Origin of the sequence: Pantoea sp. CTOTU46764, from assembly GCF_031974595.1 — a bacterium.
GTDB lineage: Bacteria > Pseudomonadota > Gammaproteobacteria > Enterobacterales > Enterobacteriaceae > Pantoea > Pantoea trifolii.
This window is the reverse complement of sequence record NZ_DALYOQ010000010.1, coordinates 23052-39121: the sequence shown is the minus strand read 5'-3', so window position 1 is coordinate 39121 and position 16070 is coordinate 23052. Positions and strand designations below refer to the sequence as shown.

12 protein-coding genes are annotated in these 16070 nt (G+C 55.7%); 9 read left to right on the top strand and 3 right to left on the bottom strand.

Features of this window, described 5'->3' with window-relative positions; genetic code table 11:
- Window positions 1-19 precede the first annotated feature (19 nt).
- From polB to rluA, 3 genes are all read left to right on the top strand, one after another.
- On the top strand, window positions 20-2380 hold the full coding sequence (gene polB / locus RTM06_RS05805) for a DNA polymerase II (RefSeq protein WP_312180619.1): 2361 nt from the start codon (window positions 20-22) through the stop codon (window positions 2378-2380).
- Window positions 2381-2532: 152 nt separating this feature from the next.
- Window positions 2533-5439: an RNA polymerase-associated protein RapA gene (gene rapA, locus RTM06_RS05800; protein WP_312180617.1), complete on the top strand. Its 2907-nt coding sequence runs from the start codon at window positions 2533-2535 to the stop codon at window positions 5437-5439.
- 19 nt (window positions 5440-5458) lie between these two features.
- Complete coding sequence (rluA, locus tag RTM06_RS05795; RefSeq protein ID WP_312180615.1) at window positions 5459-6118, top strand: bifunctional tRNA pseudouridine(32) synthase/23S rRNA pseudouridine(746) synthase RluA; 660 nt, start codon at window positions 5459-5461, stop codon at window positions 6116-6118.
- A gap of 145 nt (window positions 6119-6263) precedes the next feature.
- Here the strand turns inward: rluA and djlA are convergent, their stop codons facing one another.
- Complete coding sequence (djlA, locus tag RTM06_RS05790; RefSeq protein WP_061718138.1) at window positions 6264-7076, bottom strand: co-chaperone DjlA; 813 nt, start codon at window positions 7074-7076, stop codon at window positions 6264-6266.
- A gap of 182 nt (window positions 7077-7258) precedes the next feature.
- On the opposite strand from djlA, the gene lptD reads away from it, so the two are divergent.
- From lptD to apaH, 6 genes are read left to right on the top strand one after another with little or no spacing between them, the layout of a single operon-like run.
- Entirely contained in the window at window positions 7259-9628 is a 2370-nt protein-coding gene (gene lptD / locus RTM06_RS05785; protein ID WP_312180613.1) for an LPS assembly protein LptD, read from the top strand.
- A 54-nt stretch (window positions 9629-9682) separates the two neighbouring features.
- Window positions 9683-10978, top strand: coding sequence for a peptidylprolyl isomerase SurA (gene surA, locus RTM06_RS05780; protein WP_312180611.1), 1296 nt, complete (start codon window positions 9683-9685; stop codon window positions 10976-10978).
- Window positions 10968-11957, top strand: a complete 990-nt coding sequence (pdxA, locus tag RTM06_RS05775; protein ID WP_256695578.1) for a 4-hydroxythreonine-4-phosphate dehydrogenase PdxA — start codon at window positions 10968-10970, stop codon at window positions 11955-11957. Before surA ends, pdxA begins: the two co-directional genes overlap by 11 nt.
- Entirely contained in the window at window positions 11950-12774 is an 825-nt protein-coding gene (rsmA, locus tag RTM06_RS05770; RefSeq protein ID WP_061718142.1) for a 16S rRNA (adenine(1518)-N(6)/adenine(1519)-N(6))-dimethyltransferase RsmA, read from the top strand. Before pdxA ends, rsmA begins: the two co-directional genes overlap by 8 nt.
- Before the next feature lie 4 nt (window positions 12775-12778).
- A complete protein-coding gene (gene apaG, locus RTM06_RS05765) occupies window positions 12779-13156 on the top strand; it encodes a Co2+/Mg2+ efflux protein ApaG (protein WP_265301150.1) in 378 nt (125 codons plus the stop codon).
- Window positions 13157-13204: 48 nt separating this feature from the next.
- The gene (apaH, locus tag RTM06_RS05760; RefSeq protein WP_312180606.1) at window positions 13205-14074 is read left to right on the top strand and encodes a bis(5'-nucleosyl)-tetraphosphatase (symmetrical) ApaH; all 870 of its coding nucleotides are present in this window, start codon (window positions 13205-13207) and stop codon (window positions 14072-14074) included.
- 53 nt (window positions 14075-14127) lie between these two features.
- On the opposite strand, the gene folA is transcribed toward apaH, so the two are convergent.
- Both folA and RTM06_RS05750 read right to left on the bottom strand, forming a co-directional pair.
- Entirely contained in the window at window positions 14128-14610 is a 483-nt protein-coding gene (folA, locus tag RTM06_RS05755) for a type 3 dihydrofolate reductase (RefSeq protein ID WP_137385137.1), read from the bottom strand.
- A gap of 285 nt (window positions 14611-14895) precedes the next feature.
- On the bottom strand, window positions 14896-16038 hold the full coding sequence (locus tag RTM06_RS05750) for a porin (protein WP_265301143.1): 1143 nt from the start codon (window positions 16036-16038) through the stop codon (window positions 14896-14898).
- Window positions 16039-16070: the final 32 nt, after the last annotated feature.

The window sequence follows — 16070 nt, the reverse complement described above, 5'->3', positions numbered from 1 at the left end:
TTCATTCTCTGGAGTTCACGTGACCGATCCACGCGCAGGTTTTCTGCTTACCCGACATTGGCGAGATACGCCGACCGGCAGCGAAGTGGTGCTATGGCTGGCAACCGACAGCGGCCCGCAGCGGCTGGTGCTGCCTGCTCAGGAATCCGTGGCGTTTGTTCCAGAGGAGTTTCGCACGCAAACCGAAGCGCTGATCCGCGATGAGCGACACACACGCCTGCAAACGCTGGCGCTGAAGGATTTCCGCCGCCGCCCGGTGTTTGGCCTCTATTGTCGCAGCAATCGCCAGCTGCAAAATCTGGAAAAGCGCCTGCGTGAAAACGGTATTCCGGTGTATGAAGCGGATATTCGTCCACCCGAACGCTATTTGATGGAGCGCTTTATCACTGCGCCGGTGTGGTTTAGCGGTGAAACGCGCGGCGACAGCGTTGTCAACGCGCGCCTGAAGCCGCATCCTGATTACCGTCCGCAGCTGCAATGGGTATCGCTGGATATCGAAACGACCCAGCACGGCGAGCTGTACTGCATCGGGCTGGAAGGCTGCGGTCAGCGCCAGGTATATATGCTTGGACCGCCCAATGGCGATGCCAGCACACTCGATTTTGAGCTGATCTATGTCGATAGCCGCCCGCAGCTGCTTGAGCAGCTCAACGCATGGTTTGAGCGGCATGAACCAGATGTGATTATCGGCTGGAACGTGGTGCAGTTCGACTTGCGCGTATTGCAGAAACACGCCGATCGCTACGGCATTCCGCTGCGTTTAGGACGTCAGAAGCAGGCGCTGGAGTGGGGCGAGCACGGCTTCAAACCCGGCGTGTTCTTCGCACAGGCAACGGGCCGCTTGATTATTGATGGCATCGACGCGCTCAAATCTGCCTTCTGGGATTTCCCCTCTTTCAGCCTGGAAGCGGTGTCGCGCCAGCTGCTGGGCGAAGGCAAAGCCATCGACAATCCGTGGGATCGCATGGAGGAGATCAACTGGCGCTTTGCTAACGATAAGCCGGCGCTGGCGAAATATAACCTCAAAGATTGCGAGCTGGTGACGCGCATTTTCCAGCACACGGCCATCATGCCGTTCCTGCTGGAACGCGCCACGGTGAACGGTTTAGCGGTGGATCGTCACGGCGGTTCGGTGGCGGCCTTCGGCCATCTCTACATCCCGCGTATGCACCGCGCCGGTTTCGTGGCGCCGAATCTCGGCGAAGTGGCGCCGGAAGCCAGCCCCGGCGGCTACGTGATGGATTCGCGGCCCGGCCTGTACGATTCGGTGCTGGTGCTGGATTACAAAAGCCTCTATCCCTCAATTATTCGCACCTTCCTCATCGATCCCGTTGGGCTGGTTGAAGGCCTGGCGCATCCGGATGACGCCGATTCCGTGCCTGGCTTCCGCAACGCGCGCTTCTCCCGCCAAACGCACTGCTTACCGGCGATTGTGGAACAGATTTGGCAAGGCCGTGAAGCTGCCAAGCGCGACAACAACAAACCGCTGTCGCAGGCGCTGAAAATCATCATGAATGCTTTTTATGGCGTGCTCGGCACCAGCGCCTGTCGCTTCTTCGATCCGCGCCTCGCGTCATCCATTACCCTGCGCGGCCACGCTATCATGCAACAAACGCGCGAACTGATTGAAGCGGAAGGCTTTAATGTGATTTACGGCGATACCGATTCCACCTTCGTCTGGCTGAAAGGCGCGCGCAGTGAAGCGGAGGCGACGGCGATTGGTCGTCACTTGGCTGAACAGGTTAATGGCTGGTGGCAGCAGCACCTGCAATCGACTTATGGGCTGGATAGCGCGCTGGAGCTGGAGTATGAAACCCACTTCAGCCGTTTTCTGATGCCGACCATTCGCGGCGCCGAACAGGGCAGTAAAAAGCGTTATGCCGGCATGATTCGCAGCGATAGCGGCGAGCGGCTGGTATTTAAAGGCCTCGAATCGGTGCGCACCGACTGGACGCCGCTGGCGCAGCAGTTCCAGCAAAATCTCTACGGCCGCATTTTCCGTGGCGAGCCGTGGCAGGATTACATTCGCGAAACGGTGGCGCAGCTGCTGGCCGGTGAACTCGACGATCAGCTGGTGTATAAAAAACGCCTGCGCCGTGCGCTGAAAGATTACGAGCGTAATGTGCCGCCACACGTGCGCGCTGCTCGCCTCGCCGACGAGCATAACCGTAAGCTGCAGCGCCCGTTGCAGTATCAAAATGGCGGCTCTATTCGCTATGTAATGGCAACAGCCGGCCCTGAACCGCTTGAGGCGCGGAATACGCCTCTCGACTACGATCATTACGTCACCAAACAGCTGCAACCGGTGGCTGACGGCATTTTACCGTTCGTCGGTGATGACTTTGCTACACTGATTACTGGGCAGCTGGGGCTTTTTTGACAGGTGACGAATGCCTTGCCATCCAGTACCATAGCGCCCTTCCTGATTCTCACCGCACACACAATCTGACCAAACACCCGTTTGGCGGTTGGGTATTGCCTGAGTACAGGTGAACTTCTTTATGGCATGTCAGAGAGTCGAGCAAAAAATATATGGTTTTTACACTGGGTCAGCGCTGGATTAGTGATACGGAAAGTGAACTGGGATTGGGCACGGTGGTCGCGATCGATACGCGCATGATCACCATGCTTTTTCCGGCAACCGGCGAAAACCGCCTGTATGCCCGAAATGATTCTCCGGTTACTCGTGTGATTTTCAATCCGGGTGACACCATCACCAGCTACGAAGGCTGGCAGATGTGCGTCGATGAAGTCCGCAACGAAAACGATTTAATGACTTACATCGGCACGCGTCTCGACACCGAAGAAACCGGCGTCGTCATGCGCGAAGTGATGCTGGACAGCAAGCTGGTGTTCAGCAAGCCGCAGGATCGCCTGTTCGCCGGTCAGCTCGACCGCATGGACCGCTTTGCGCTGCGTTTCCGCGCACGTAAATATCACAGCGAGCAATACCGCCTGCCGATCAGCGGCCTGCGCGGTATGCGCACCAACCTGATTCCGCATCAGCTGCATATCGCCCACGATGTTGGCCGTCGTCACGCGCCGCGCGTATTGCTGGCGGATGAGGTGGGCTTGGGTAAAACCATTGAAGCCGGGATGATCATCCAGCAACAGCTGTTGGCCGGTCGTGCCGAGCGCGTGCTGATTGTGGTGCCGGAAACGCTGCAACATCAGTGGCTGGTGGAAATGCTGCGTCGCTTCAACCTGCGCTTTGCGCTGTTTGATGACGATCGCTACACCGAAGCGCAGCACGACAGCGACAACGCCTTTGAAACCGAGCAGCTGATTATCTGTTCGCTCGATTTTGTGCGCCGTAACAAGCAGCGTCTTGAACTGCTGGCCGATGCCGAGTGGGATCTGCTGGTGGTCGATGAAGCGCACCATCTGGCATGGAGCGAAGACGCACCGAGCCGAGAATATCAGGTTATCGAGCAGCTGGCAGAGAAAACTGCGGGCGTACTGCTGCTGACTGCAACGCCAGAGCAACTGGGCTTAGAGAGCCACTTTGCGCGTCTGCGCCTGCTTGACCCGAACCGTTTCCACGATTTCGGCCAGTTTGTCGAAGAGCAGCAACATTATCGTCCGGTGGCCGATGCGGTGAGCTCGCTGCTGGCCGATCACGCCATCAGCAAAGATGAGATGAACCTGATTAACGATCTGATCGGTGAACAGGATATCGAGCCGCTGCTGCAGGTGGCGAACAGCGATCGCGATGGCAAAGAAGACGCGCGTAAAGAGCTGGTCTCAATGCTGATGGATCGCCACGGCACCAGCCGCGTACTGTTCCGTAATACCCGTAACGGTGTGAAAGGCTTCCCGAAACGTGAGCTGCACCAGATTCGTCTGCCGCTGCCCGCGCAGTATCAAACCGCGATTAAAGTCTCCGGCATCATGGGCACACGCAAAAGCGCAGAAGAGCGCGCGCGTGACATGCTGTATCCCGAGCAGATTTATCAGGAATTTGAAGGCGATAGCGGCACGTGGTGGAACTTCGATCCGCGCGTTGAGTGGCTGATGGGTTACCTCACCAGCAACCGCAAAGAGAAGGTGCTGGTGATCTGCGCCAAAGCGGCGACCGCGCTGCAGCTGGAACAGGTCTTACGTGAGCGCGAAGGCATCCGCGCCGCCGTGTTCCACGAAGGTTTGTCGATTATCGAACGCGACCGCGCAGCGGCCTTCTTCGCCTCCGAAGAGGATGGCGCGCAGGTGTTACTGTGTTCCGAAATCGGTTCTGAAGGCCGTAACTTCCAGTTTGCCAGCCGTTTGGTGATGTTCGATCTACCGTTCAATCCGGATCTGCTGGAGCAGCGTATCGGTCGTCTCGATCGTATCGGCCAGATGCATGACATCCAGATTCTGGTGCCGTGGCTGGAGAAAACCGCGCAGGCGGTGCTGCTGCGTTGGTATCACGAAGGGCTGGATGCGTTTGAACACACCTGCCCAACCGGCCGCGCCATTTATGACAAAGAGTACAATCAGCTGATTGAATATCTTGCCGCGCCGGAAAATCCGCAGGGACTCGATGAGTTCGTCAGCGAAAGCCGCAAGCAGCACGATGCGCTGAAATCGCAGCTGGAACAGGGCCGCGATCGCCTGCTGGAACTGAACTCCAACGGCGGAGATGCGGCTCAGGAACTGGCGAATGCCATCGGCGAGCAGGACAACAATACCGATCTGGTTAACTTCGCGCTGAACCTGTTCGATATCGTCGGTATCAATCAGGAAGACCGCAGCGATAGCCTGATCGTGCTGACGCCATCCGATCACATGCTGGTGCCTGATTTCCCTGGCCTGCCGGAAGAGGGTTGCACCGTGACCTTTAACCGCAACCAGGCGCTGTCGCGCGAAGATACTCAGTTTATTACCTGGGAACATCCGCTGATTCTCAACGGTCTTGACCTGATTCTTTCGGGCGATACTGGCAGCTGTGCGCTGTCGCTGCTGAAGAACAAGGCGCTGCCGGTCGGTACGCTGCTGGTCGAGATGATCTATGTGGTTGAAGCACAAGCGCCGAAAAGCCTGCAGCTTACCCGCTTCCTGCCGCCAACGCCGGTGCGTTTGCTGATGGATCGTGCGGGCAATAATCTGGCGGGCAAAGTGGAGTTCGAAAGCTTTAACCGTCAGCTGAATGCGGTGAATCGCCATACCGGCAGCAAGCTGGTGAATGCAGTGCAGCAAGATGTGCATGAGATTCTGACCCAGGCGGAGAAAGCGATCGTGCCGGAAGCGCAGGCGATTATCGCGGCAGCGAAAGTGGAAGCCGAAGAGAAGCTCGGCGCTGAGCTGTCACGTCTCGAAGCGCTGCGCGCGGTTAACCCCAACATCCGTGATGATGAGGTTGAAGCGCTGGAAAGCAATCGCGAACAGGTATTGGAAAGCCTGGGCGATGCCGGCTGGCGTCTTGATGCGCTGCGCCTGATCGTTGTCACGCACCAATAATGTTCAGGACCGCGACATCATGCTGATGGAAGCTTACAACCCGCCGCTCGAACCCTGGCTGCATATTCTGTATCAGGACGAGCACATTATGGTGGTGAATAAACCGAGCGGGTTGCTGTCGGTGCCGGGCCGTCTGGAGGAGCACAAGGATAGCGTGATGACGCGTATCCAGCGTGATTTCCCGCAGGCGGAATCGGTGCATCGTCTTGATATGGCCACCAGCGGCGTGATCGTCGTGGCCCTGAATAAAGCGGCTGAGCGTGAGCTCAAGCGCCAGTTCCGTGAACGCGAGCCCTCTAAATACTATGTGGCCCGCGTGTGGGGCCATCCAGCGGCAGAGGAGGGTTTAATCGATCTGCCGCTGATTTGCGACTGGCCGAATCGGCCTAAGCAGATGGTGTGTTTTGAGAACGGCAAAGCGGCGCAAACCGAGTATCAGGTGCTGGAGTATGAAGCGACGAACAGTGCGCGCGTCAAGCTCAAGCCCATTACCGGACGCTCACACCAGCTGCGCGTGCATCTGCTGGCGCTGGGGCATCCGATTCTTGGCGACCGCTTTTATGCGCATGAACAGGCGCTGGCAATGGCGCCGCGTTTGCAGCTGCATGCGGAGTCGCTGACGATCACACATCCGGCGTTTGGCAACAGCATGACGTTCAGGCAGCCGGCGGAATTTTAGTGATGTAGCTTGCCGTCCCCCTCCTCGGTCCTCCCCCATAAATGGGGGAGGAAGATGCTGCAATATATCAGTGTTGGAACTACATGTGGCAGCATCTCCTTCCCCCGTTTACGGGGGAAGGCCGGGATGGGGGACAACAATAAAATTACTTAAACCCCTTCTCCTTACGAATCAAATCGTAAGCCGCCTGAATCTCCTGCGCTTTTTGCTTCGCCATCTCCATCATCTCCGGCGGTAAACCTTTCGCTACCAGCTTGTCAGGGTGATGCTCGCTCATCAACTTGCGGTATGCGCGCTTGATGGTGGTGCCATCATCGCTGCTTTTCACGCCCAGCACGCTGCAGGCATCTTCCAGCGTAGGACCGCGTTGCGCCTGCTGATAGGCGCCGCCACGTGAAGAACCGCCGCCGCCAAATTGCTGACCGCCTTCCATCATGCGCAGGAATTGATCGAACTGCGCGCGTGAAATGCCGAGCTCTTCGGCGATCACATACAACACCTGACGTTCGTTGGGATGCAGTGAACCATCGGCAAAGGCGGCCTGGATTTGGATTTCCAGAAACATCCGAATCAGATCAAATCGGCCAAAGCAGGCGCTGCGCAGTTCGCGCAATTTACTACGCAGCGGATAGTCGCTCTGCTTGCCTTCACGGAACGCACGTTGCGCAGCAGTGCGTGCATCGCCATGCAGCTGCATACGATCCATAAATAAGGAAGCAATCTGGATATCCGCTTCGGTGACGCGCCCTTTTGACTTGGTCAAATGGCCCATTACCTGGAAGGTGGTACTGAAAAACAGCGTTTGGCGCGCTTGGTTATTGGCGAAGTAGCCCTGTCCTTTTACGCTGCGCACTTTGTCAAACATGTGACCAATGATCAGACCCAGTACAATGCCCCAAAAGCCTGCCCCGGAAAATATCCCGAGCGCCAGACCAATTACTTTTCCCCAGTAGCGCATAAACTCCTCAATTCGCCATGCTTGCGGCTGAAAATTGCATTATCATACCTGTCATTTATCTCAGCGCCTAACGGCAACGCGGACAGACAAGGATTAACACTGGCGCAACGCCGGGCAGTAAGTTAGTCTCTGACCGGATTGTCGGCATGATGCCAGTTTTCATGGAATTATCGAAACCGCGTATGAAAAAACGTATACCTACCTTGCTGGCTACCATGATTGGTGCAGCGCTTTATAGCCAGTCATCACTCGCCGACGATCTGATGTCGCAGTGCATGCTGGGCGTGCCGAGTTACAACCGCCCGCTGGTCAATGGCGACGCCAACTCGCTGCCGGTCACCATCCATTCTGATTCGGCTAAAGGCAACTATCCGAATGATGCGGTGTTCACCGGTAATGTCGACGTGCAGCAGGGCAACAGCCGCCTGCGCGCCGACGAAATGCAGTTGCATCAGCGTCAGCAAGATGGCCAAACCACGCCGGTTCGTACCGTGGATGCGCTGGGTAATGTGCACTATGACGACAATCAGGTCATCCTCAAAGGTCCGAAAGCCTGGTCGAATCTGAACACCAAAGACACTAACGTGTGGAACGGTGATTATCAGATGGTTGGCCGCCAGGGCCGCGGCGATGCCGATCAGATGAAGCTGCGCGGTAATAATCGCTACACGATTCTGGAAAACGGCAGCTTTACCTCCTGTTTGCCGGGGTCCAACAGCTGGAGCGTGGTCGGCTCCGAAGTGATTCAGGACCGCGAAGAAGAAGTCGCGGAGATCTGGAACGCCCGCTTTAAGCTCGGCAATGTGCCGGTATTCTACAGCCCTTATCTGCAGTTACCGATTGGCGATCGTCGCCGCTCGGGCTTCCTGATCCCGAATGCGAAATACGGCAGTAATAATGGCTTCGAATTCATGCTGCCGTATTACTGGAACATCGCGCCGCAGGCCGATGCCACTATCACGCCGCACTATATGGAAAAGCGTGGTCTGCAGTTGCAGAACGAATTCCGCTATTTAACGGTGTTTGGTGCGGGCTTGATGGAGTTGGATTATCTGCAGTCAGATAAGCAGTACGACAACGATAAAGCGGTACGTGGCATCGCACAAAACGACAGCTCCGATCGCTGGCTGTTCTACTGGCGCCATTCTGGTGTATACGACCAGCACTGGCGCTTCAACGCTGACTACACCAAGGTAAGCGATCCTTATTACTTCAACGATCTTGAGTCGAAGTATTACAGCTCAACCGACGGTTACGCCACGCAGAAATTCAGCCTGGGCTACGCGGATACCAATTGGGACGCGACACTGTCGACCAAAGACTTCCAGGTATTTGGTAATACCAGTAACAGCAACGTCTATCGTGCGATGCCGCAGCTCGATCTGAACTTCTATCAGAACGATATGGGACCGTTTGATGGTCGTATCTTTGCGCAGGCGGTGAAATTTACCAACGTGAATAGCCAGATGCCTGAAACCACGCGTCTGCATGTTGAGCCAACCCTGAATCTGCCGCTGTCAAACGGCTGGGCAAGCCTGGATACCGAAGCAAAATTCCTGGCGACGCACTATCAACAAGACGACGTTGAGTACTACAACACGTCAATTAATACTACCGGCGATAACCAGCTGAAAAACTCGGTTAACCGTACGCTGCCACAGTTCAAAGTGGATGGTCGTTTAGTGTTTGACCGCGCGATGGATTGGGAACCAGGCTACACGCAAACGCTGGAACCGCGTGTTCAGTATCTTTACGTCCCGTACCGTAATCAGAGCGATATCTATCCGTACGACTCTACGCTGCTGCAAACTGACTATACCGGCCTTTTCCGCGATCGTACCTACAGCGGTCTGGATCGTATTGCTTCGGCTAACGAAGTGGCGACTGGCGTGACCACGCGTATTTATGATAACGATCTGGTTGAACGTTTTAACGTTTCTGTGGGTCAAATCTACTCGTTTACCCCGTCTCGTACCGGTGTAAACCAGACGAACAAAGAAGATGACACTGGCAGCCTGGTTTGGGCCGGTGACACTTACTGGAAAATCAGCGATCGCTGGGGGGCGCGTGGCGGTCTGCAGTATGACACCCGCCTTGATAACGTCGCGCAAGGTAATGCCGTGCTTGAGTATCGTCAGGATGCCGATCGTATGGTGCAGCTGAGCTATCGCTACAGCAGCCCGGAATACGTGGCGCAGGCGCTGAACAACTCAAGCCTGGTGACTAACCCGATCTACAAAAACGGGATTTCACAAGTGGGCGGCACTGCCAGCTGGCCAATTGCGGACGCATGGTCACTGGTGGGCGGTTATTACTACGATACTCGCAACAGTCGCCCGGCTGAACAGCTGGTCGGCCTGCAGTACAGCTCCTGCTGCTATGCCATTCGTCTGGGTTACGAACGCAAGATCAACGGTTGGGAAAACAACGACAGTAAGTATGACAACCAAATCTCATTCAACATTGAGCTGCGTGGTCTGAGTTCTAACTATGGCTTAGGCACCAATGAAATGCTGCGTCAGGGCATCATTCCTTACCAGCGCGCTTTCTGATGTTGTGATGTTTGACAGGCTCTCCCGCAGTGCGGAAACAACAATGGATAAAGTATGAAGAACTGGAGAATGCTGATTCTTGGTGTAGCGATTACCGCTAACACTGCGTTCGCAGCCCCACAAGTGGTTGATAAAGTTGCCGCCGTCGTGAACAACGGCGTGGTACTGGAAAGTGACGTTGATAACATGATGCGCACCGTGAAATCACAGGCGCAGCAGGCAAACCAGCAACTCCCGGATGACAAAACTTTGCGTCATCAAATCCTTGAGCGCCAGGTCATGGATGCCATCATTCTGCAAATGGGTGAAAGAGCGGGCGTGCAGATTAACGATCAGCAACTGGATCAGGCGATTCAGAACATTGCCGCACAAAACCGCATGAGTCTCGATCAACTGCGTAGCCGTCTGGCCTACGACGGTATGAACTACAACGTCTACCGTGCGCAGATCCGTAAAGAGATGACGATTGCCGAGGTGCGTAACAACGAAGTGCGTCGCCGCGTCACTATCCTGCCGCAGGAAGTGGATACGTTGGCTTCGCAGGTCGGCGCGCAGAACACGCAAGGTACTGAACTGAATATCAGCCAGATTTTGCTGCCGCTGTCAGAAAACCCGACGCAGCAGCAGGTTGACGACCAGGAAACGCTGGCTCGCCAACTGGTTGGTCAGCTGAAAGGCGGCGCCGACTTCGGCAAGCTGGCAGTGACTTACTCAGCCGATCCTCAGGCGCTGAAAGGCGGCAACATGGGTTGGGGCAAAATCGAAGAGCTGCCAACACTGTTCTCGCAGGCGCTGAGCACCGCGAAGAAAGGCGATATCGTTGGTCCAATCCGTTCAGGTGTCGGCTTCCATATCCTGAAGGTGAACGACCTGCGCGGCGAAAGCAAAAGCATCTCTGTAACGGAAGTGCATGCGCGTCACATTCTGCTGAAGCCGTCACCGATCCTGACTGACGCGCAGGCGCAGGCGAAGATCGAACAGATCGCGGCCGACATTAAAAGTGGTAAAACCACTTTCGCCGCAGCGGCCAAAGAGTTCTCAGACGATCCGGGTTCGGCGAACCAGGGTGGCGATCTTGGCTGGGCATCTCCGGAGATTTACGATCCCGCATTCCGCGATGCCTTGCTGAAACTGCAGAAAGGCCAGGTTAGCCAGCCGGTTCACTCTTCCTTTGGCTGGCACTTGATTCAGTTGATGGATACGCGCCAGGTTGATAAGACCGATGCCGCGCAGAAAGAGCGCGCCTATCGCATGCTGTTTAATCGTAAATTCGCGGAAGAAGCGCAAACCTGGATGCAGGAACAGCGCGCCAGTGCTTACGTGAAGATTCTCGATAACAATGGTCAGTAATTATCGTGTGGTGATCACGCCCGGCGAACCCGCCGGGATTGGTCCCGACCTCACCGTTCAACTGGCGCAGCAAAACTGGCCAGTTGAATTGGTGGTCTGCGGCGACGGCGAGCTTTTGCGCCGTCGCGCTGCTTTATTGGGTTTGCCGCTGACGCTGCGTGATTATCAACCTGCAGTAGCACAACCGCAGCAGGCCGGCACGCTAACGCTGCTGCAGGTCGATACCGCTAAACCGGTGACTGCCGGTGAACTCAACGTTGCGAACAGCCACTATGTACTGGAAACGCTGGCGCGCGCCTGTGACGGCTGTCTGAACGGCGAATTTGCCGCGCTGATTACCGGTCCGGTGCACAAAGGCGTGATCAATGATGCCGGCATTCCGTTTACCGGTCATACTGAGTTTTTTGCCGATCGCGCCGGTGGCGATTTAGTAGTGATGATGCTGGCAACGGAAGAGTTGCGCGTAGCATTGGCCACCACGCATCTGCCGCTGAAAGATGTTTCTGCCGCGATTACCCGCGACACGCTGCATGAAGTTATCACCATTTTACATCGTGATCTGCAGCAGAAATTTGGTTTACCCAATCCCCATATCTTCGTCTGCGGCCTCAATCCGCATGCCGGCGAAAGCGGCCATATGGGCCGCGAAGAGATTGATACCATCATTCCGGCTCTCAACGAACTGCGCCAGCAAGGCATCCAGCTCACCGGACCTCTGCCAGCCGATACGCTGTTCCAGCCGAAATACCTGCAACATGCCGATGCGGTTCTGGCGATGTATCACGACCAGGGCTTACCGGTGCTAAAATTTCAGGGGTTTGGCCGCGCGGTGAATATCACACTTGGCCTGCCCTTTATCCGGACTTCTGTCGATCACGGCACCGCGCTTGAATTAGCCGGTCTCGGCCAGGCAGAACCGGGCAGCTTTATCACGGCGCTTAATCTCGCCATCACTATGATCAAGAGCAGTAATGAATAATCGCGTCCATCAGGGGCATTACGCCCGTAAACGTTTCGGGCAGAACTTCCTGAACGATCAGTACATTATCGATAGCATTGTCTCCGCCATTCACCCGCAAAAAGGTGAAGCTATCGTGGAAATCGGCCCCGGCCTTGGCGCATTAACTGAGCCGGTAGGCGAACGTCTGGATGAGCTGACCGTAGTCGAGCTGGACCGCGACCTTGCCGCGCGTCTGCAAACGCACCCGTTCCTCGGTCCGAAGCTGACCATTTTCCAGCAGGATGCGATGACCTTTGATTTCTCTGCGCTGGCGCAAGAGAAAGGCCAGCCGCTGCGCGTGTTCGGCAACCTGCCGTACAACATCTCGACGCCGCTGATGTTCCACCTTTTCAGCTATACTGGTTCGATTAAAGATATGCACTTCATGCTGCAGAAAGAAGTGGTGAATCGTTTAGTCGCCGGTCCGGGCAGCAAAGCTTATGGTCGTTTGAGCGTGATGGCGCAGTACTATTGCCAGGTGATTCCTGTGCTCGAAGTGCCACCAGAATCGTTCACGCCGGCACCGAAAGTGGAGTCGGCCGTGGTGCGTTTAGTGCCGTATATGCAACCGCAGCATCCGGTTAGCGATATTCGTCTGCTGAGCCGCATTACCACTGAAGCCTTTGGTAAACGCCGTAAAACGCTGCGCAACAGCCTGGCTCATATGTTTGCGGCTGGTGCGCTGGATCAATTAGAAATCGATGCCTCGCTGCGTGCAGAGAACGTCTCTGTGGCGCAATATTGCCAACTTGCAAACTGGTTGAGCAAGCATCAGGCTGAAACTCCGGAGAGTTGAGTGCATGAGTGAACTGGCCCGCGTCTGTATCCATGTGCATAGTCAGTATGTGGAGTCGCAATCCTTGCCCGACGAGGATCGCTACGTGTTTGCCTACACCATCACCATTCGCAATTTGGGGCGCAGCAACGTACAGCTGCGCAGCCGCTATTGGCTGATCACCAACGGCAACGGTCGCGAGACTGAAGTGCAAGGTGAAGGCGTGGTCGGCGAACAGCCGCACATTGCGGCCGGCGGCGAGTATCAGTACACCAGCGGCGCGATTCTGGAGACGCCGATGGGCACCATGCAAGGTCACTATGTGATGATCGATGATGCGGGCGAAGAGTTCCACGTCGAGATTCCGGTGTTCCGACTCGCGGTGCAAACCCACATTCACTAATCCCTTCCGCCCGGCCCGTCCGGGCGGCGCGTTTTAATCGGACTGACAATGAGTACATACCTGATTGGCGATGTTCATGGCTGTTATGACGAGCTTCGTGCGCTATTAGCGCAGGTTGATTTCGATCCGCAGCAGGACACCTTATGGCTTACCGGCGATTTGGTGGCGCGTGGCCCCGGCTCGCTCGATGTGCTGCGCTATGTGAAATCGCTGGGTGATTGCGTGCGCCTGGTGCTGGGTAATCACGACCTGCATTTGCTGGCGGTATTTGCCGGTATCAGCCGCAATAAACCGAAAGATCGCCTGACGCCGCTGCTGGAAGCCGATGATGCCGACGAGTTGATCAACTGGTTACGTCGTCAGCCGCTGTTGCAGGTGGATGAAGAGAAGAAACTGTTGATGGCGCATGCAGGCATTACGCCACAGTGGGATCTGGAGACAGCGCAGCTGTGCGCTCGTGAAGTGGAAGCGGTGCTTTCCAGTGACAGCTATCCGCTGTTTCTCGATGCGATGTACGGCGACATGCCGAACAACTGGACGCCGGAGCTCAGTGGCCTGGCGCGACTGCGCTTTAGCACCAATGCGCTGACGCGCATGCGCTTCTGCTTCCCGAATGGCCAGCTGGATATGATCTGCAAAGAGTCGCCAGAATCGGCTCCGCCACCGCTTAAGCCGTGGTTTAACGTGCCGGGCAAAATCGACAGCGACTATACGCAGATCTTTGGTCACTGGGCATCGCTGGAAGGTAAAGGCACGCCGGAACATGTGATTGGGCTGGATACTGGCTGCTGCTGGGGCGGAACATTGACGCTGCTGCATTGGGAAACCAGGCAGTATTACGTGCAGGCATCCAACCGCGAACAGGCGATGGCCGAGAGCGCGGTCAGTGCGCATCCGCCGTTAAGTGACACGCCGTAAATAAAAAACCCCGCTTCAGCGGGGTTTTTTATTGGTCGCGATAAATGGCAATTCTAGGTGCGGCGATCGAGGATCTCGAAGCAGTAGCTGTGCGAGTTCTGCTCATCGGCATCGTGGAATTCGCTGAAGGTTGACTGCCACTCGTCCGGCTCGTAATCCGGGAACTGCGTATCCCCTTCCACTTCCGCATCGATATGCGTCAGATAAAGACGATCCGCGCGAGCCAGCATCTGCTCGTAAACGCGTCCACCACCAATCACCATCATTTCTTCAACATCACCTGCCGCTTTTACCGCCTCTTCCAGCGATGTCACCCAGGTAACGCCTTCGTGATTGCCCGGCTGGCTGCTGACCACAATGTTCAAGCGGCCAGGAAGCGGACGGCCAATCGATTCAAAGGTCAGACGACCCATAATCACCGGCTTATTCAAGGTATTACGTTTGAACCACGCCAAATCTGCTGGCAGGTTCCATGGCATGGCGTTTTCCATACCAATAATGCGGTCCGCTGCCAGTGCCGCGATCAGACTAATCATGTTAAAAGACCTACTGGAAAAAATTGGCGCCATCATACGTAAAGGCGAAACTTTCGTCGATAGGCCGACCCCGCTATTTGCGTAAAGCTCCGATGCCACCGCACTTTTGTTATTGGACAGAGTTTTACACCGACTTTCCCGGCAATAGCGGGGCGAGGAGCCAGAAATTGCTGACGAGGCGGCACAACTCCGCGCGAAACGTCGCATTATCGGTATCGCAGTGTAAAGAAAAGCGCACTCTGTGCGACAAAAGAAAACGGCCCCCGCAGGAGCCGTTGAGACGCTTTAGAAATCGTAGCGCAGACGCACCAGGTTCACGTTGCCCAGTGACTTGTCTGTGCTGGAGGTGATGACATATTCGTAATCGACACGGAAGCCGTAATCCAGCTGTGCACTCACGCCAACGCCGTTATCGATACGTTTGTAGTCACGTCCGTTGACGAACTCCAGACGGTCGCCCATGAAGTAAGGCTGGATGGATTTCACCGCATACTGACCAATTGGGAATTTGTAGCCAGCAAAGTATTCGATGCCCCACGCGTCATCCGCGAAGTAGTTGTTAACGGTGTTGCGTTTGGTTGGTGAGAAGTTCTCATACCAACCGGCACCGGCTGACAGCGTCCAGTTATCCGGTGTCCAGCTGAGCGCGGTACCGTAGATATTCTGGTCATAGCGTTTGCTGTCGCCATTGTTTGGATTGCGGATATCGGCGCGGGTGTAGTTCCACGCGGTGCCCCATGCCAAATCTTTGGTGATGTGGTAGTTCACGCCTAGCGAACCGCCGCCTTTACGCTTATAGCGCAGGCCGTTGCCTGGCAGGAATTCGTTATCTTCAAACAGGTAAGATGCATACACATCCGCATCGCCGAAGGTGTTTTTGTACTTCAGCATTTTGCGCGAACGGTACGAGCCGTCGTAGTCGCCATTGATACCGTTGCCCGGTGCCTGGGCCAGCATGTCGTAATCCCAGATATCGGTTTTCGCACCCACTACATCGTAGTAAACGCTGTTCTGCTGTCCAAAGTAGAGTTCACCCAGGGTGGCGCTTTTGAAGCCGGTATAGAGTTGGCGACGCGAGGTGTTGTTCGCACCATCCGCATGATGATTGTCCCAACCCCACCAGGCTGGGAAGTTAACGCCCAGCTCGTAGTAACCCACCCAGCTTACGTCGTCGAACAGGTAATAATTGGCGGTGAAACGGAAACGCGATCCGCCGTCATAGCCATTACGTTTGTACGACTTGTCGTTGACGCCATTCTGATGCAGGTATTGCGGACGAATACTGCCGCCCACTTTGAAGTCGAGACGGCTTAGCGCATCGCCCGCCTGTGGATCCTGCTTGAGTAAAGTAATTTCCGCCTGGCTGGCGAGTGGCGCCGCTGCGAGTAACGCAGCAATAGCGCTGAGAGTGAAAGCACGCATTTGCATTTTTTATATCCCAGTTAAGGTGAGCGCTCTAT